Consider the following 16,915-nt stretch of genomic DNA (forward strand, 5'->3'; position numbering starts at 1 on the left):
GCGCCTCCTCACGCTTGCCCGTCGGGGTCATCAGCTCGCGGTCCGCCCCGCCCGCCTTCTCCCCGCGGGACAAAGACGAACTCTCCGGTCAGCAGACGGTCGGCGGCCTGTGCGAGGGAGAGGCCGGAGCCGAAGGCGTGGGCACGCAGACGCGAGAACGCCTCCTCGATACCCACGGCCAACTGTGCCGCCGCCATACCCGTGGCCTGATAGACCTTCAGGCTGTCCTCGCCCAGACCGAGCATGGCCAGGCGCCGGGCATCGTCGCGGTGCGAGACGGTCAGCAGCAGGTCCAGGGCGAACGTCGTCAACAGCAACGCGTCGGCCGCCTGCTCAGGGGTCAGCGGTCCAGGACGGTAGCGGTACAGCGACAGGGTTCCCAGACGCACGGCGCCCACCTGGAGCGGGAAGACGAACAGGGCGCGTACGCCCCAGCCGTGCGCCATGGGGGCAAAGCCCGGCCAGCGGTCGCTCGGGCCAGACTCTGCCAGATCGGCCGTCATCACCGTGTCCCTGCTCTGCCAAGCATCGATGCCCGGGCCTTCGCCGATCGTGATCTGGAGGTCTTCCACGGCGGCGCACGCACCGTCGCTGGCGTGCAGGGATCCGTGGCGCTCACCGCGGCCGATCGCCGCGGTCGCCGCGTCGACCCCACACACGTCCACGGCCACGGAACACACCGTGTCCATCCCCGCTGACAGGGGTGCCGAGCGCTCTGCAAGCATCCGACTCAGTTCCGCCGAGCGTCGGTTCATCTCCTGCTCGCTCCTTCGCGGCCGAACGTGTGCTTCGAGCACGGCCGGTTCAGCCCTGCTCCGCCCAAGACGCGCTACCACGGGCGTCCCATCGACGCACGTGGCGAGCGCGCAGCCGTGAAAGCTCATGCCGTCCAACCTCCCGTGTAGCACTGTCACCCACGCACGGCGGACACGGCATGGGGTTGTCGGGTGTGCGTGTATGGGCCGAACGGACCTGGCTCAGGGTCTTTCTGAACGGTTGAACGAGGACCGCTACCTCGGTGCTGGGATCGGGAGCGGGGTGCCGTTCGAGGACGGCACACCGCTTACGCCGTCATGGGCGGGTTGGACTGTTGGGGGCGCTCCCGGCGCCCACCGCACGACGCCCCGCTCCCGGCCGTACCGGAGCGGGCGGGTTCAGAGCCAGTCGTTACGCCGGAAGCCCCGGTGGATCACGAGGCAGACGACCGCGATGACGGTGAGCGCGGCCGGATTGCCGTACGGGTAGTTCGTTAAACCCAACGGTAGTTGGGGTTGACGCTCGGTCAGGGTGGTCGTAAGGCAGAGAGGGAGGGAATGCCTCGCCGAGTGGGGACGTGACGAGCCCGGCGCGTCACCAGCGACAGCGCCGGGCCGTGGTGAGCCAGGTAACCGCTCGGATCAGTCGGCGGTCGGCTCCAGGTAGTACTCGTAGGTGTGGAGGTCGAAGGTGAGTCCGGTGAGCGGCGCGAGCTTGGCAGCCTGCTCCTCTGTCACCCGGTAGGTGTCACCCAGGTGGTCGGGATGCGTGATGTGGAACACCTCGGCCAGGGTCCGCTCGCCGAGGTGGGTCACGTCCCACCGATCATCGGTGAAGTCTTCGTCCTTGTGGTACTGGGCGATCCTATAGATCACTTCTCCACCTTTCGTGTCGGGTCGCGTGGCTTGGTCTGCTCTCCGGTGTGGTAGTCGTACTCGCCGAGGTGCTTGCCGTTCTTGTCGTATTTCTCAACTCTGTCGTGCTGGCGGTCGTGCTCGTAGATATTGCCCTTTGAGTCCTTCCAGCGAGCACGCAGTCCGCCGCCGCCCTGGACAGGCGTCTTCGACTTTGTGCGCTTCGCACCAGGGAAGGCCGGGAGGTCCTTCGGAGTTGGGGCGGGACCTGTCTGTACCTTCTGCGAGGCGTTCGCCCTGTCGCGCGCGTTGCGCAGAGCGACACCGAGTCCCTCGTCGATCCTGGAGATGCCGTCGGCTGTGCCGTAGGCGCCGCTGACGACGAGTCCTCCGCCGACGGCGATCGCGGGGGCGCCTGCCAGACAGCCGACGCCGGTGAGGCAGACCGCGCCACCGCCGATGATGCTGCCGGCACCGGCTTCCATGGTGTAGAGACTGACCGCGGTCTCGAAGGCTCCTGTCAGGACATCGGTGTTGGTGAAGATCTCGGTGACGTAGATGCCGACCGTGTTGACCTTTTCCTCCAGCCAGTCCGGGACCCAGCCCTCGTCGACCTCCTCGTCCTCCGCTTCAGCCGCGGCCTCAGCCTCGCGCCACTCCTGCTCGACGGCGCGGAAGGTCGCCTCCTCCTCACGGTACTTCTGGACCGCGGCCGCGAAAGCGTCCACCCCCGCCTTCTTGGCTGCCGCGGCATCCTTGCCCGCGGCCACAGCGCTCCGGCGCGCCTGGTCGGCCGATGCCCACGCGGACTCCGCCTCGACCCGAGCGTAGGCGGCGGATCCCTGCGCGGCGGTGGCCGACCGAACGGCCTGCGCGGCCGAGTTCTGTGCGGCCTTGCGCGCCTGATGCGCCCTCTTGGCCGATGCCGCCGCATCGGCGGCTGACGCCTTCGCCTCCGCAGCGGACTTGGCGGCGTCCTCCCCGTATCCCTTGGCCTCTGCCGCCGAAGCCGCGGCCTGCTGCGCGGCCTCATCGGCTTCCGCCGCGGCCTTGCGTGCGGTTGCCGCGACCTTGCGGGCAAGAGCGGCATCCCGCTGGGCCGTGGCCGCGACGGCATAGCCCTCTGCGATCAACTGCTGTACTCGGGCGCGGTGTACGGCAGCGAGCTCGTCCTGTCGCTGCGCCTTGTACTGACCGGTCGTGATGAAGGAGTGGAGCAGGCTGGACGGGCCGGCGAGCGCCACCCGCGCTGCGGCGACTGTTTCCCCGGCCTGGGTGTTCTGGTCCCTGAGCTGGGTGGCCCGGACGCGCTCGTCCTCGACGCGCGCGAGGCGCGCACCCTCGGTGATGAAGGCGCGGTAGGTGTCGACCGAGTTGCTGGCGAGAGCGGCACGGCCGCGCTCCTGGATGATGGGACCGCCGGTGTCGATGACGCGGGCGATGTGGACGCGCATGTCCTGGGCCGCCACGTCGTACTGCCCGCTGGCGACGAACGTGTGCACGGCCGCCGCGTCCCCCTCGAGTGCCTGCGCGGCAGCCTGCCGGATCTTCGCCGAGGGCGAGTCCAGTGCAAGCCGCTCGGCGTCGGTGCGTTCGTCGTCCTGTGCGGCGGTCAGCCAACCGGTACGGGCGTATGCGAAGACGTCCTCGTCCGCGCCGGCCAGAGCTACCTGGGCAGCGGTACGGGCCCAGGGACCGCCGAGTTTCATCGTCGTCAGGGCGAGACGACGAGCCTTGGCAGCGACCGTGGCCACGTCGGTACCGCCCTTGCCCGCCTCGGCGGAAAGAGCGCGCAGGGCGGCCTCGTGGTCGCTCATCTGCTTGGCCAGGCCGTTGCGCTTCTCCTCTCGCGCCTCTTCCTCCGCCTTGAGGACACGGGCGCGCTCGACCGCGGCGTTCGTCCGTGCGGTCAGCTCCTCCGTCTCCACCTGGCGGGCGAGAGCATAGGTATCCTTCGCCTTCGCCACGGCTGCGCTGGCTGCGTTCGCCGCGTTGGTGGCGGCGTTGGCGTGGGCGGTTGACTTGGCGGCCGCGGTGGCCGCCTCGCCGGCGTGATCGGCGGCCTCGTCGGCCGCCGCTGCGGCGTTGCGGGCGTGCGTGGCGGCTTCGCGTGCCGCGTCGCGCGCCTCATAGGCAGCCTTCGCGGCCTTGGCAGCCAGAGACTGGGCAGCCTTCGCGGCGCGGGTGGCCTCGGCCGCCTGCTTGCGGGCGAGAGCGGCTGCTGCAGCGGCCTCACCGGAGTGGGCGCCGGCAGCCTCTGCGAAGCGGCCTGCCTCCTCGGCTGCCGCGGCTGCCGCGTCCGCGTTCGCACCGGCGCCGATCGCGGCCCCCGCTACTGCGCCCGCCGCGGCAGCTGCGACCCCCGCCTGTTGCGCGGCCTCGGCGGCTTCCTCTGCCCCCTTGGCAGCGTTGCGGGCGTCCTCAGCAGCGCGGCGCGAAGCCGCGGCCTGCGCAGCGTCCGTGGCAGCGTCGGCCGCCGCTCCCCTGGCCCTGGACGCGGCCTGGGAAGCACCGGCCGCAGCAGCAGCAGCCTGGGCCGCGGCATTGGCGGCCACACGCGCGGAGTTGCTCGCGCCGCGGGCCGCAGTGATCGCGGTTTCGGCTGCCCGAGCGGCCTGGCTCGCCGCGCTGGCGGCCCGCGACGCGGCGGAAGCGGCTCGCTGCGAGTCTTCGCGCGCCGCCTCGGTCTCCGCCGCCGCCCTCACGGCGGCCTCCTTGGCCAGCTTGGACGCCTCGACCGCACGATCGGAGGCCTGCTTCGCTGCGGTGGTCTCCTGCTTCGCCTGTCGGCCCGCTTCCCGAGCCAGCGAGGCGAGCTCCGCGACAGTGGCGTACTCCGTATCGCGGTTGCGCGCTACGTGCTGCCCGACGAGCAGGAACTCGTGAATGTCCTCGGCCGAGCCGTTGAGCGCGATCCGTCCGGCAGTACGCACGTTCGGTCCGCCGACACTCAGGATCTGGGTCAGCTGAACTCGCTCGTCCTGCTCCTGCCAGTCGTAACGGCCCTTGTCGAGGAAGGCCTTCAGATCGGCGGCAGTGCCCTGGAGCGCCCTACGGCCCTCTTCCTGGACGATTGGCCCGGCCGTGTCGATGATCTGAGCGATGCGTACGCGCTGGTCCTGCTCAAGCGGGGCCTTCCAGCCGTCCGTGAGGAACGTCCGCGTGTTCTGGGGAGTGCCGGCGAGCGTCGCCCTGGCCGCCTCAATCAGGTTACTGCCGCCCACGCTGGCGATCTGGGCGGTAGCCACCCTGTCGTCCTGGAAAGCCGCATCGGGAGCCACCTGGTCCAGGAACCGCCGGACCTCCGCGTCACTTCCGGTCAGCGCCACCTCGGCGGCGGCCTTGAGCCCGGGGCCACCCGACTTCCACAGCTCGACAGCCCTGCCACGGGGTGTGGCCGGGACGCCGTCGACCGAGACAGCGGGGGTCTCCGCTGCCAAGGCTGTCGAGGGTGTCGTGCCGAGCAGGCCCGCCACGAGCGCGAGCATCAGCCCGGCCCGACCTATCGACGTGGCGGCACCATGTGTCACTGGTCGCGCATCTGATCGGCGAATTCTTCGCCCCAAGGTCAGCTCATCTCGTCGTCCGGCCGCGCGAATACGGCCACTGCCTTCATGGATCTCTCAGGAAGTGCATGCAGGGTGCTCCAGCACGCGTGTCGAGACGACGCAGGTATCGCCGAAATGGCCTCTGCGGCCGTTCGTGCGGTGGTCAGCCGCACGCACCCCCCCAGGTCTGACGAGGCATCTTGCCACACTGGCCGCGGGGTTGGGGACGTGGCTCAAGCCGTCGCCTCCGAGTCCACCGCACCGCGCACGGACACTTTTCGCCGGAGAAGGTTGCGTGCATTTCACGGTGATCATCGTCACGAGAATTCCGTTTGACAGGTGATGATCAACAAGAAATGTTTCTGGAGTCTCTGCGCCGGTCCGTTGTGGCCAGGCAGTGATGTACAGCCGTTTCTTGCGGCCCTATGGCCGCCTTGGGAAGGAATCAACAGGTGCACTCTCGTGCCACCGGAATGGCCATCGCGACCATGGCAGCCGCCGCTCTGACGGCCCCCCTGGCTGGTTCAGCCACCGCCGCCCAAACGCAGACGGCGGACATGCCGTTTGCCTTCGAGGACGGCTCGTACCCGAACGCGGCCCAGATTCTCGCCGACAAGGGAATCAAGCTCGTCCGCGGCGACGGCAACATCCTCCTCACTGACTGCGACCCTTCCGCCAAGCAGATCCGAGTGCTGGCGGTCAAGGACGAAAGCGTCAATCGGCAGGGCACCTACTGCTTCGAGTCCCGCGCCGTCAACGGACGCCTTACGCTGGAACTCGACCGCGTCTTCGCCATCGACGCCGCAGACCAGCCCCTCGACGCCGAACTCACCACCGCCGACGGCACCTCCAAGACTGTCTCCATCGCCAAGGACGGCTTCGCCAGCGTCGGCGAAGGCCAAGTGGGGGGCTCCCGCAGCACCCTCATCGAGATCAGGGCCACCGGCCCCGGCGACGGAGCGCCCGCCTCGAGCGACCCTGCCGCCCCTCTCCCCTTCGTCGCCAAGATCAATGCCGGCGAACAGACCGCCTGCTCCGGAACGCTCGTGTCCCAGCGCTGGGTCCTTGCCGCAGCCTCCTGTTTCTCCACCGACGGCAAGCCCGCGGCCGGCAAGCCCGCTGTTCCCACCACCGTCACCGTCGGGCGCATCAACCTGACGCAGACTTCGACCGGCGCCGTGCGCACCGCTGTCGAACTCATCCCGCATCCGAACCGCGACCTCGTCCTGGTGAAGTTGAACACCGGCGTCGCCGGCATCGAGCCGGTCGCTCTGGCCTCCACGCCCGTTGCGGCCGACCAGGACGTCACAGTCGCCGGATTCGGCCGAACCAGGACCACTTGGGTCCCCGACACCCTCCACGCCGACACCTTCACCGCGACCGGGGACAGCACCGCAAACATCACCCTCACTCCGTCAGGCGATGCCGGCATCTGCCAGGGCGACGCCGGCGGCCCCGTACTGCGTACCAACGGCCAGACCCAGGAACTCGTCGCCATTACCAGCAAGTCCTGGCAGGGAGGCTGCCTCGGCACGCCCGCCGGGACACGCACCGGCGCCATCGGCACCCGCGTCGACGACGTGCGAGCCTGGATCACCGGCCATGTCACCCCGGTAGCCGGCGACATGACCGGCGACAACAAGCCCGACCTGGTCGCCATTGACGATGAAGGGAAGCTGCGCCTCTACCCCGGCACCGGCACGGGTGCTCTCCGCGCCCCGGTGCAGATCGGCACCGGTGGTTGGGGCGGCGCGCAGGTCACCCACCGCGGCGACTGGACCGGTGACGGGATGGAAGACGTCGTCGCCGTCGTCGGCGGCGAACTGCGGGTCTACCCCAACCGCGGAGACGGCTCGCTGGCCGCGCCTGTCAAGATCGGCAGCCTGCCCACCACCGCCCGCATCATCGGCGTCGGCGACACCACCCGGGACGGACAGCCCGACCTTGCTGTCGCCTACGACGACAAGCTTTGGATCTACCCGGGAGTCGTGGGCGCCACCCCCAAGCACGGAACCCCGGTCCAGATCGGCACCTCCGGCTGGAACGTCATGACCCTGACCGCTCCCGGAGACGCAAACAAGGACGGGCGCCCCGACCTGCTCGCCCGCGACACACGTAACGGCGTCCTCTACGTCTACCTCGGCCAGCCCAACGGTTCCTTCAGTGGCCGGATGGAGTTCGGCCACGGCTACACCACCGCTTTCCGGCCCCTCATCGCCGGCGCTGCAGACGCCAACCGCGACGGCATCGCCGACATGTGGGCCACCGCCGGCGACGGCACCTTGAAGTTCTACAAGGGCGGCTCGGATTCCCACGGTCCCATCGACGGCCCGAGCATCCAGGTCGGCACCGGGGGCTGGGGCCGTATCAAGTCCATCAGCTAACCGTTCCACCCACACCAGGGGCGACGCAGTCGCCGCAATCACATGGCGCCCCCAGCCTCCGCTGGGGGCGCCACCCGGTTCGGGTGCCGAAGGTGGTGACGGAATGCACCGGATCAAGAGGGCTCCGACGTCGGGCGCTCTGCCTGGCGAGGCAGACCCCGTCGGTGGCCCAGCTCCGGACAGCCGTGACGCAACGGATGCTCCCGTGCTCCGCCACCGGGTGTCGCTGTGTTCCTTCTGCGAAGCCGGGCCACACGACGGTCGGGCTCGGACGATCACCGTGGTCGAGGACGATGTCGTCGTCACCTGGCACTCGCTGTTCTGCCCGCACTACGCAGCCGACCGTGTCCTGGCCGCGGAACCCGACCACCGGCACGCCTGACGGCGGGCGTCCGTGCCTTGTGCGCCGGCTGCGGCGGACGGGCAGTCAGCCATGCGGGGTGAGGTCACTCCGGGCTGGTGAGATGGTCGAGCCGGGCAGTGAGGTCGGGGTGAGCGGCCGCGAGGTGGGGCCGGGTGGCGGTCAGGGGGGCGATGAGGCCGGCGGGGTCGTCGTGGCCGAGGGCTGCATGGAGAGCGTCGAGGCTGCGCCGGGCAGCAGAAGGCAGGTCGGTGAGGGCGGTGATCTGTCCGGCGAGCCGGCGTAGGTCGGCGGCGTTGGCGCGGGCCCAGGTTACGGTGGCGCGTTCGGCGGCCCTGGCCTGGCGGGTGGCCGTCACGCGCTGCTCGCCGGTGGTACCGGCGGCGCCGGGGCGCCCGCGCAGGTAGCGGCGTTCGGCAGCCTGGCGGCTGGCAACGCCGAGGGGGCCGGCGAGGTCGGCCCAGCTGGCGCCCGCGGCGCGGGCGGTTTCGATCAGGCCGGTCTCCCATCCGGCGAGCTGCTCGCGCACCTGCCGCAGCAGCATCAGGGAGGCCAGCGCCTGCTCGGGACCGGGCCCGGCGGCGTCGGGGACCTCGTGCTGGGCATGGTGGAGGGCGTCGTTTATGGCGGCGAGGGCTGCTCCGGCGGCGAGGAAGGAGGCTGGGCTGCAGGCGTCGGTACGGGTCGTGGACGGCTGGTCGGCTGCGGTCACGGCACCTCCCTCAGGCAGTCATCGCATCGACGACATCATGTTTGTCATCCATTGGACGACATGTTACAACGGTTTCAGTGCAGCGCATTGGCAGCAACTGCTCAAACCCGCTGGAGGTGTTTCACGATGTTGATGCGCACTGACCCCTTCCGTGAGCTGGACCGGATGGCGCAGCAGATGATGGGCCCGGGCACCTGGTCGAAGCCGTCGGTGATGCCGATGGACGCCTACCGTGAGGGCGACGAGTACGTGGTGGCCTTCGACATCCCCGGTGCGACCGCGGACGCGATCGACATCGACGTCGAGCGGAACATGCTGACCGTCAAGGCCGAGCGCCGGCCGGTGGCGAAGGCCGACGACGTGAAGATGGAGCTGTCCGAGCGACCGCTGGGCGTCTTCTCCCGCCAGATCGTGCTCGCCGACACCCTCGACACCGAGCGCATCCAGGCCGACTACGACGCCGGTGTGCTCACCCTGCGCATCCCGATCGCCGAGCGCGCCAAGCCCCGCAAGATCTCCATCGGCGTCGGCTCCGGCCGCAAGGAGATCTCCGGCTGACACCGGACCGCACCGGTGCGGAGGACGGACACCTCATCTCCCCCTCCCCGCCCTCCGCACCCCCGTGCACGACGACACAAAGGGGTGACGGCCGATGACCTTGCGACACGAAGCGTTCCTCGACCACGTCAAGGAACGCGGCGAATACGACACTGCGGAGGAAGCCGAGCGGGCGGCCCGCGTGGTGCTCGCCCTGCTCGGCGCACACCTCGTCGGCCACGTCCGCGCCCAACTCGCGGCACGCCTTCCTGAAGGCTTCGCCCTGATCCTGCTCAACCCGCTGCAGAGCGCCGAACCGCTGACCCCCGAACGTTTCGTCCGCGCGACCGCCGCCTGGATCGACGGCGCCACCGAGCAGACCGCGACCTGGGACGTCAGCGCCGTGCTGTCCACCGTCGCCGACACGGCAGGCGAGAACCTGACGGGACAGATCCTGCTCCAGCTCCCCGCCGGCTACGACCTCCTCTTCGGCCGCCCCCAGCCCACCTGACCAAGACCAGGGGGCCGCACCCCGGCACCCCTCCGCGGCTCCGTGAAAGGCATACACCGCAGTGATCGACGCGCGCGTACCGCTTGAGCACCAGCAGCCGTACTCGACGGAGTACGAGCAGATGCTGGAAAGAGTCCGCTACGAGGGCGCCTACCCCACCCGCGAACGGGCCTAGGCATGCCGGGCCTGCTCGACGGGGCCCCCGCTCCCGGCAGAACCGGATCGGCAACGCGACCGCACGCCGCAACGCCCGCGCCCTGTCCCGGCTGCGGCACTCCAACGCCTGGCTGTGGTGACGGCACCGTCCACCGAGTGCAGTCCACTGTGGAGCCCGCCCGCTGGACTCCACACAGTGGAACGACCGGGTGGGGCCCACCCGATGGGCCCCACCAGAGTGGACGCCACCGAGTGGACTCCACTGGGCCTCCGCCAACCTGAAGTCGATGGTCGAAAGGCTGGTGTGATCGGCCCTCGGGGGTACTCGTGCTGGTCGTGGACGGGAGTCTGCGGGGTAGATCGTCCGTCGGCTTGCCACTTAACGTCTGGTACGGAACTTGATCAGTGGACTGTAAGCGGCTTCGAGGGGTGCTGTGGATCTCGGCTCTGTGATCATCGCGGTGGCAGGTGTGGCCGGAACACTGGGGGGATCGTTGCTTACTCAACGTGCCGCTGAACGGGCAAAACGTCGGGAGATAGAGCTGGTTCGAGACCATGAGGAGGTCCGCGACAACCTCCTGCTCCGACGCACCTGCTACGTGGAGCTCAATCGGGACGCACGTCAGTTCACCACGGCGCTCAGCCAGTTCCTGCATGTCATGCAGGAACGCAGGGTCGAGGAGACCGACCGGGCAGCACTTGATGAGGCAAAAAGAGCCCACCGCGACACGTACTCCCAAGCTCAGATGATCGCCCCTGACGACGTGCTCGTATCTGCCAGTGAGGTCAATAAAGCCCTGAACAGCGTATACGGCCAGGTCAAACGCCTGGAGCGAGAAGCGCCCGGCCCTGAGGAGACGATGGCCGCTGCGTTCCGGGCCCAGGCGGAGGTCTGGGACCTGTTGCGGGCCATGAGGACCGTGATGCGCCGTGACGTCGGGGTGACCTCTGTGAGTGACGACGCGTCGGTACATCTCCCCACCCAGTTGGCCGGTCCTCAGAGCAGGCGCTGAATCACCAACTCAGCGGTTGACTTCGAGGTTCGTCAAGACGAGCAAAGCGCGCTGAAGTCGGTGGCGCGGGCGGGGTTGGTACGGAGCTCGGTGAGGATCCGCCAGTTCTTGGGGCGAGCCCGGGCTGCGGCAGTTGTTGCAGGGCTCACCGCTGTACGGGACGGCGACTTCGGCACCCGGCTGCCGGACGACGCGGATGGACTGCTCGGCGAGATCGCCGGCGTCTTCAACGGCATGGTCGACCAACTCTCCCTCTTCACCTCCGAGGTGACCCGGGTCGCCCACGAAGTCGGCAGCGAAGGCCGGCTCGGCGGCCTGGCCGCGGTCCCCAGTGTGTCCGGAACCTGGCGGACCTCAGCGATTCGGTGAACGCGATGGCGGGCAAGCTCACCACCCGGGTGCACTCCATCGCCCACATCGCAACGGCCGTCGCACGCGGCGGCCCCTCCCAGGGCGTCTCCGGCACCTGGAAGCGGCTGACGGAGAACGTGGACAGACGGCCGAGGAGCCCGCGAGCGTGGTAGCCGAACCACGGACGTAGGCCCGGGCGCGCGGCTCCTTCCTCAGTCCCTTCCCTTCCCGTCGCCCCCGGGCCAGACGCCCGTCGCCCGGTGCACCGCCTTGGCCCCTGCTCGGTCGACCACACTGCGCACCACGGCGAATATGGCGCCCTGCGCGGCAGCCGCGAGCAGGATCTCGCCCCAGCGCCGGTCCTGGTCCAGCGCGTCAGGGGCGTTGTCCTCGTGCCGCAGCACCTTCCACGCCTTCTGGAAGGCGATTCCCGCGAGTGCGCCGCCGCCCCAGCTCAGCGCGAACCCGACCGGTTTGTAGACGAGCGGAACCTTGCCTTCCCTGCTCAGCTTCATCTTGCTCATGGTTCCGCCTCCACCTCTTCCGTGACGTGCATACCCTCGCCGTTCTCCGCGAGCGACACACCTCAAACACTTCGCGCACGGGCTGAGCCGTATGGCGGGCCCCTGTCGCAGGGCTACGTGTGCTGCCGGACCCGCCGCTGACGCCTCACGGCACGTCGCGACAGGGGTCGCCGCCTCACTTCCTGGTACGCCGCAAGAAGATCACCCAAGCCAACACGGCAGCGCTCGCGGCGAGCAGAACGGTGGGATGGCGTCGGGCTGCTCCGGCGGCTTCGATGACGGGTCGGGGCGCATCGCGCTGCAGGTGGTGGGCTACCGCGACGGCTTTGACCTTGGCGTCGGTCGCGGCATGCTCGACCTGCGTCTTGATGTCGCCGACCCTCTGCTGGGCCCGGGCTTTGACGTCGGTCTTTTCGGCAAGGGCCTCCAGGGTCTGCCCCAGTTGCTCGCGGGTGGCCCGGACCTGCTCGCTCAGCGCCTCCAGAGTGTCGGGAAGGGCGTCGTCCTGAGGAGTTCCGGTCATCGGTGGCTCATCCTCTCCTTGATCTCGGCCGCGTCGGCCTTGACACTGTCGATCGCGCGCTCCGGTACCGGTGGCGCACCCTGGCTGAGCTGCTTCTTTCCGCCGGCCGCGAGGACCGCCGCGACAGCGAGCAGGACACCGGCGACGATGAGCGCGGACGCCCACACCGGCAGCGCCAGGGCGAGTGCCGCGACCGCTGCGGCGACCAGAGCCTGCAGGCAGAGGAGACCGACGGCGCCGGCACCGCCGAACAGGCCACCGCCGCGGCCGAAGCGTTTGCCCTTCTGCCGCATCTCCGCCTGTGCCAGGCGCAACTCCTGCCGGATCAGTCGGGAGATCTGCTCCGACGCCCGTTCGACCAGCTCACCCACGGATTCCTGGCCGTGCCGCACCGGGGGATGGTCAGCGCTGCGGGACATGGCCGCCGCCTCCTTCTCCGCTCTGGTACACAACCTCCGCTCTGGTACACAACGGCGGTTTCCCCGAATCTGCCGGCGTACCCGTAACGGGGTCGACACGCCGCCGGCGCGTGCCGGCGGGCGGGCGCCGGGACGTCTGAGCGCGATCGGCGCGGCGACCACTGCCAGGTGCTCAGACGAGCGGGCACGCACCGAACGCGTACGTCCGACAGGACCCGGTGGCTCTCCCTCGACTCCCTTGGGGTCGTCTGGTGCTGGCTGAGATGCACCGTTTCGACACTCTGCTTCGGGCGAGGAGAAGGGAGACCGCAGGAGGGAGAGTCGAGAATGATCAATCTTGTCCTACTGACCGCTCCCATGTTCCTCGCTGCTGTGCTCATGCGAACGGAACCACATGCCAAGCACCGTCGCGTGGTCCGCCGCCACTGAGCTGGGCGGTTGAGTGAACGTCGCCACCGGTCCCGGCACACCGGATCCGCCCGGGGCCGTGTCCAGGGACGCCCACCCAAACGGGGAACCTCGCCGGACGCGGCCCCGGGGACCGGGCGAGCGGCCTCGTCGTGCCGCTCTCCGGCCGCGACGGTCGGGGACAGCGCGTCGCCGGACGGGGCACCACCTCCGGGGACGGACGGCGTGTCCCCGCCCGGACTCCTCGCGCCCAGCACGCTCCACGCACAGGTCGACGGGGCCCGCGCGGCGATCCGGGGCAAGGCAGTCCGAGGTCACGGAGGAATCGAGAGCCGCCCGCTCCGCCCGACGAGCTCACGAACCCGGGGCGGCGAATGACCCTTCACGCCTCCGCGGAGATCGGCGTCCACGGGTGTGACGACCGTGTTCGCTGCTCGTCCAAGGGACCGGTCCGACGGCCCCGGTCGTCAAGCGGCTCCCGTCGGTTCACCCACCCGGCCTCCACCGGAGGGCGTGAACCGCCGCCACTCCGAGGTGGCCTCACCGTTGAGTCCGCTGTGGACGACGACACCCTCGAACCGCCCGGCCTGGTCCGGATCGACATCACCGCGAGCACCGTGGAGGCAGCCAAGCTAGCCGTCGAACAGATCCGCAGACTCTGGCTGGTCAGCCCCGCGCCACCGAGCCACGCCCCCAGGGCAGGCGCCTGCATCTCGGTTCACGCCGATGTATACAGCGACCCTGAAGACGACGGGTACCCTTTCCCGACCTGCCCGCACCTCACCGACGGATGACGGTCGGGCCCGACATCCGCTGCTCCGCCGGACGGAGTGCGTGAAGCGGCACGACGGTGTCGGGCGAGCGGGCCTTCCCGCCGGCTCCGGTCGGTTGCCGTCCGTACCGGGGTGGGCGACTCCACCGCTGGCTGCCGGGAGTGCGACAACGCACGCCCGCGAGGCGGCAGCGCGGGGCGGCGGGGCCCTCAGAGCACCCGAACCGAAACGGACCGGGGTCGACCCCGGCCGACGTCTGCGCCCGAAGCGCAGGCGCCCCGGTGGTCGGGGCGGATCGCGTCGGAGTGCCCACGGGTCCGTTCGTGCGGGCCGAATCCGGCCCGCACGACACCCCACAGCCACGGCTTGCAACGCACGCACGTGGGACGGTGCGCCGCGTGACCGGCCCCAACGGCACCCATGCCCCGGGCCCGACCGTCACGGCCGGGCCCGGGGAGGGGACGCGGTGTACGCGGTGTACGCGGTCACCTCACCATCGGTACCAGCGGCCGCGGCCGCCGCCGGTGGGCGTTGAGCGCACCACGAAGCCGAGGAGCCACACCAGCAGAACGACGAGCGCGAGCCACCACAAGGCCTTGACGGCGAAGCCAGCACCGAAAAGGACGAGTACGAGAAGGAGAACAAGCAACAGGGGAACCATAGCAATCGACCTCCTGCACCCCATGTGCCCTGCAATTCCTGGCACACTCCCCGACGCACCTTACTCATGCAGGAGAAGCCTTCCACGGGCCTGCCGGCCGGAGCGTACGCTCATCGGCCGCCGCACCGAGGCCGCAGCACACTCCGTTCCCGCGCGCAGCCGCGAGCACGGTGGTCATCCGCGGTGGAAGGGGTCGCCGGCACAGCGTCCATCGACGCCCGCCCCGGCTTCCCCGGCGGGGTACCGGGACTCAGTGACGAAGCAACTCCCACGCCGTGAGGACGAGGCAGCCGGTGGCGAGGGCCGCAGCGGTGGTCCGCCGGCGAAGATGCTGGTAGCGCGCCTCGTACTCCGCACGAAGTTCCCAGCACCGGTGCGCGATTCGACGGGTGATCATTTTGGACATGTCTACGCGGGCCCGGGCGTACTCCTCTTCGAGTTCCCGCCGCTCGCCGGAGGTCAGCCAGGGCAGCGTGTCGCAGAAGGCGGTGGCCTCCCTGCGTGCCTGGGTGAGTTCCGCCTGCCAGTAGAGGTAGCCGTCGAGCTGGCGCAGCCCGCTCTGGACTGCCTCGTGCGGCGGGCGAGCGCTCACCTCAGCTCCTTCCCCGGGCCGCTCAGGCGCGGCTGAGGAGCACCGCCGTACTGGATCTCGGCAATCTCGGGGTGGTGCATGTCGAAGGCAGGTGATTCCGAGCGGATCCGCGGCAGGGTCACGAAGTTGTGTCGCGGCGGCGGGCAGGACGTCGCCCACTCGAGGGAACGGCCGTAGCCCCACGGATCGTCCGTCTCGACCACCGTGCCGTGCTTCGAGGTCCACCAGATGTTGTAGAGGAACGGCAGCACCGACATTCCCAGCAGGAACGAGCTGATCGTGGAGAACGTGTTCAGCGCGGTGAAACCGTCGGCCGCCAGGTAGTCCGCGTAGCGGCGCGGCATGCCCTCGGCGCCCAGCCAGTGCTGGACCAGGAACGTGCCCTGAAAGCCGATGAACAGGGTCCAGAAGCTGATCTTGCCCAGGCGCTCGTCGAGCCGCTTGCCGGTGAACTTCGGCCACCAGAAGTGGAATCCGGCGAACATCGCGAACACCACGGTGCCGAAGACGACGTAGTGGAAGTGCGCGACGACGAAGTACGAGTCGGAGACGTGGAAGTCCATCGGGGGCGAAGCCAGGATGATTCCCGTCAAACCTCCGAAGAGGAAGGTCACCAGGAAGCCGGTGGCCCAGAGCATGGGAGCCTCGAAGGTCAGTGCCCCCTTCCACATGGTGCCGATCCAGTTGAAGAACTTCACACCGGTGGGCACGGCGATCAGGAAGGTCATGAAGGAGAAGAACGGCAGCAGCACCGCTCCGGTGACGAACATGTGGTGGGCCCACACGGTCACGGACAGGCCGGCGATGGCGATGGTCGCGGCCACCAGGCCGATGTAACCGAACATCGGCTTGCGGCTGAAGACCGGGATGACCTCCGAGATGATCCCGAAGAACGGTAGGGCGATGATGTACACCTCTGGATGGCCGAAGAACCAGAAGAGGTGTTGCCACAACAACGCGCCTCCGTTGGCCGCGTCGAAGATGTGGGCGCCGAACTTTCGGTCCGCCTCCAGGGCGAACAGGGCCGCGGCCAGTACCGGGAAGGCGAGCAGGACCAGCACACCGGTCAGCAGCACCGTCCAGCAGAAGATCGACATACGGAACATCGTCATGCCCGGAGCACGCATGCAGATGATCGTGGTGATGAAGTTGACCGAACCGAGGATCGTGCCGAAGCCGGAGAAGGCCAGACCCGCGATCACCATGTCCGCGCCCACGTTGGGCGTGTGCACCTCGTCCGACAAGGGCGGATACATGAACCAGCCGAAGTCCGGTGCACCGTTCGGAGTGAGGAAGGAGGCGAGCGCGATGAGCGAGCCGAAGAGGTAGAGCCAGTACGCGAACATGTTCAGCCGCGGGAACGCCACATCCGGAGCCCCGATCTGCAACGGCATGATCCAGTTGGCGAATCCGGCGAACAACGGGGTCGCGAACATCAGCAGCATGATCAGGCCGTGCATCGTGAACGCCTGGTTGTACTGCTCGCTCGACATGATCTGCATCCCCGGCCGCGCCAACTCGGCGCGCATGAACATGGCCAGCAGTCCGCCGACGCAGAAGAAGGCGAACGACGTGGTCATGTACAACGTGCCGATGGTCTTGTGGTCCGTGGTGGTCAGCCACTTCACCACCACGTTCCCGGGCCGCCGGTGCCGGAGAGGGATCTCGTCCTCGTACGAGTCATCGACCGTGGCTCGGGACGGGATCTCGGGATGCATGGCCACGCAGGGCTCCTGCCAGACTCAGCCTCAGCGCCGACACGGGGCCAGCCGATGGGGCAACGCACACTTACGATGCCTTTCTCCCCCACGAAGGCGCCACGGCCGAGCACC

The 16,915-nt window shown here is 69.2% G+C and carries 15 protein-coding genes and 2 pseudogenes; 7 read left to right on the forward strand and 10 right to left on the reverse strand.

Annotation, left to right across the window (positions count from 1 at the left end):
• Nucleotides 1-8 precede the first annotated feature (8 nt).
• The 3 genes from ACFXOM_RS07015 to ACFXOM_RS07025 form a co-directional block, all read right to left on the reverse strand.
• On the reverse strand, nucleotides 9-884 hold the full coding sequence (locus ACFXOM_RS07015) for a GAF and ANTAR domain-containing protein (RefSeq protein WP_384927999.1): 876 nt from the start codon (nucleotides 882-884) through the stop codon (nucleotides 9-11).
• Between the two features lie 513 nt (nucleotides 885-1,397).
• Nucleotides 1,398-1,631 carry a hypothetical protein gene (locus ACFXOM_RS07020; protein ID WP_384949015.1) on the reverse strand — a complete coding sequence of 78 codons (234 nt, stop codon included), beginning with the start codon at nucleotides 1,629-1,631 and terminating at the stop codon, nucleotides 1,398-1,400.
• On the reverse strand, nucleotides 1,628-5,140 hold the full coding sequence (locus ACFXOM_RS07025) for a colicin E3/pyocin S6 family cytotoxin (protein WP_385037229.1): 3,513 nt from the start codon (nucleotides 5,138-5,140) through the stop codon (nucleotides 1,628-1,630). Before ACFXOM_RS07025 ends, ACFXOM_RS07020 begins: the two co-directional genes overlap by 4 nt.
• Before the next feature lie 470 nt (nucleotides 5,141-5,610).
• Between ACFXOM_RS07025 and ACFXOM_RS07030 the strand changes: the two genes are divergently transcribed.
• Nucleotides 5,611-7,542: an FG-GAP-like repeat-containing protein gene (locus tag ACFXOM_RS07030; protein WP_384928007.1), complete on the forward strand. Its 1,932-nt coding sequence runs from the start codon at nucleotides 5,611-5,613 to the stop codon at nucleotides 7,540-7,542.
• 446 nt (nucleotides 7,543-7,988) lie between these two features.
• Here ACFXOM_RS07030 and ACFXOM_RS07035 read toward each other — a convergent pair whose 3' ends face one another.
• Nucleotides 7,989-8,615 (reverse strand): type III effector protein, encoded by a 627-nt coding sequence (locus ACFXOM_RS07035; RefSeq protein ID WP_385037232.1) that lies wholly within the window; start codon nucleotides 8,613-8,615, stop codon nucleotides 7,989-7,991.
• Nucleotides 8,616-8,741: 126 nt separating this feature from the next.
• Between ACFXOM_RS07035 and ACFXOM_RS07040 the strand changes: the two genes are divergently transcribed.
• From ACFXOM_RS07040 to ACFXOM_RS07060, 5 genes and pseudogenes are all read left to right on the forward strand, one after another.
• Entirely contained in the window at nucleotides 8,742-9,173 is a 432-nt protein-coding gene (locus tag ACFXOM_RS07040) for an Hsp20/alpha crystallin family protein (RefSeq protein WP_384928013.1), read from the forward strand.
• Between the two features lie 94 nt (nucleotides 9,174-9,267).
• Complete coding sequence (locus tag ACFXOM_RS07045) at nucleotides 9,268-9,663, forward strand: DUF2267 domain-containing protein (RefSeq protein WP_384928016.1); 396 nt, start codon at nucleotides 9,268-9,270, stop codon at nucleotides 9,661-9,663.
• Nucleotides 9,664-9,724: 61 nt separating this feature from the next.
• Nucleotides 9,725-9,835: pseudogene (locus ACFXOM_RS07050) on the forward strand (DUF2267 domain-containing protein); the annotation flags it as partial.
• Nucleotides 9,836-10,268: 433 nt separating this feature from the next.
• Entirely contained in the window at nucleotides 10,269-10,832 is a 564-nt protein-coding gene (locus ACFXOM_RS07055; protein ID WP_384928019.1) for a hypothetical protein, read from the forward strand.
• Nucleotides 10,833-10,907: 75 nt separating this feature from the next.
• Nucleotides 10,908-11,290, forward strand: a pseudogene (locus ACFXOM_RS07060) (hypothetical protein); the annotation flags it as partial.
• Nucleotides 11,291-11,395: 105 nt separating this feature from the next.
• On the opposite strand, the gene ACFXOM_RS07065 reads toward ACFXOM_RS07060, so the two are convergent.
• The 3 genes from ACFXOM_RS07065 to ACFXOM_RS07075 form a co-directional block, all read right to left on the reverse strand.
• On the reverse strand, nucleotides 11,396-11,707 hold the full coding sequence (locus tag ACFXOM_RS07065) for a DUF4235 domain-containing protein (RefSeq protein WP_385037234.1): 312 nt from the start codon (nucleotides 11,705-11,707) through the stop codon (nucleotides 11,396-11,398).
• A gap of 175 nt (nucleotides 11,708-11,882) precedes the next feature.
• Nucleotides 11,883-12,230 carry a DUF3618 domain-containing protein gene (locus ACFXOM_RS07070; RefSeq protein ID WP_384928025.1) on the reverse strand — a complete coding sequence of 116 codons (348 nt, stop codon included), beginning with the start codon at nucleotides 12,228-12,230 and terminating at the stop codon, nucleotides 11,883-11,885.
• Complete coding sequence (locus ACFXOM_RS07075) at nucleotides 12,227-12,649, reverse strand: phage holin family protein (RefSeq protein WP_384928028.1); 423 nt, start codon at nucleotides 12,647-12,649, stop codon at nucleotides 12,227-12,229. The genes ACFXOM_RS07070 and ACFXOM_RS07075 overlap by 4 nt, the downstream gene beginning before the upstream one ends.
• Nucleotides 12,650-13,614: 965 nt before the next feature.
• Between ACFXOM_RS07075 and ACFXOM_RS07080 the strand changes: the two genes are divergently transcribed.
• Entirely contained in the window at nucleotides 13,615-13,851 is a 237-nt protein-coding gene (locus tag ACFXOM_RS07080) for a hypothetical protein (RefSeq protein WP_384928031.1), read from the forward strand.
• A gap of 469 nt (nucleotides 13,852-14,320) precedes the next feature.
• Here ACFXOM_RS07080 and ACFXOM_RS07085 read toward each other — a convergent pair whose 3' ends face one another.
• From ACFXOM_RS07085 to ctaD, 3 genes are all read right to left on the reverse strand, one after another.
• Nucleotides 14,321-14,491, reverse strand: a complete 171-nt coding sequence (locus tag ACFXOM_RS07085) for a hydrophobic protein (RefSeq protein WP_384928034.1) — start codon at nucleotides 14,489-14,491, stop codon at nucleotides 14,321-14,323.
• 250 nt (nucleotides 14,492-14,741) lie between these two features.
• Nucleotides 14,742-15,083 (reverse strand): hypothetical protein, encoded by a 342-nt coding sequence (locus ACFXOM_RS07090; RefSeq protein ID WP_384928037.1) that lies wholly within the window; start codon nucleotides 15,081-15,083, stop codon nucleotides 14,742-14,744.
• Nucleotides 15,080-16,801, reverse strand: a complete 1,722-nt coding sequence (gene ctaD / locus ACFXOM_RS07095) for a cytochrome c oxidase subunit I (RefSeq protein ID WP_384928989.1) — start codon at nucleotides 16,799-16,801, stop codon at nucleotides 15,080-15,082. The genes ACFXOM_RS07090 and ctaD overlap by 4 nt, the downstream gene beginning before the upstream one ends.
• Nucleotides 16,802-16,915: the final 114 nt, after the last annotated feature.

The organism is Streptomyces sp. NPDC059169 (assembly GCF_042755225.1).
Lineage (GTDB): Bacteria > Actinomycetota > Actinomycetes > Streptomycetales > Streptomycetaceae > Streptomyces.

What these genes read in the sequence shown, in the direction of transcription:
- ACFXOM_RS07015 (WP_384927999.1), bottom strand. Translation starts at nt 884, where the DNA reads ATGAGCTTTCACGGCTGCGCGCTCGCCACGTGCGTCGATGGGACGCCC.
- ACFXOM_RS07040 (WP_384928013.1), top strand. Translation starts at nt 8,742, where the DNA reads ATGTTGATGCGCACTGACCCCTTCCGTGAGCTGGACCGGATGGCGCAG.
- ACFXOM_RS07045 (WP_384928016.1), top strand. Translation starts at nt 9,268, where the DNA reads ATGACCTTGCGACACGAAGCGTTCCTCGACCACGTCAAGGAACGCGGC.
- ACFXOM_RS07065 (WP_385037234.1), bottom strand. Translation starts at nt 11,707, where the DNA reads ATGAGCAAGATGAAGCTGAGCAGGGAAGGCAAGGTTCCGCTCGTCTAC.
- ACFXOM_RS07070 (WP_384928025.1), bottom strand. Translation starts at nt 12,230, where the DNA reads ATGACCGGAACTCCTCAGGACGACGCCCTTCCCGACACTCTGGAGGCG.
- ACFXOM_RS07075 (WP_384928028.1), bottom strand. Translation starts at nt 12,649, where the DNA reads ATGTCCCGCAGCGCTGACCATCCCCCGGTGCGGCACGGCCAGGAATCC.
- ACFXOM_RS07085 (WP_384928034.1), bottom strand. Translation starts at nt 14,491, where the DNA reads ATGGTTCCCCTGTTGCTTGTTCTCCTTCTCGTACTCGTCCTTTTCGGT.
- ctaD (WP_384928989.1), bottom strand. Translation starts at nt 16,801, where the DNA reads ATGCATCCCGAGATCCCGTCCCGAGCCACGGTCGATGACTCGTACGAG.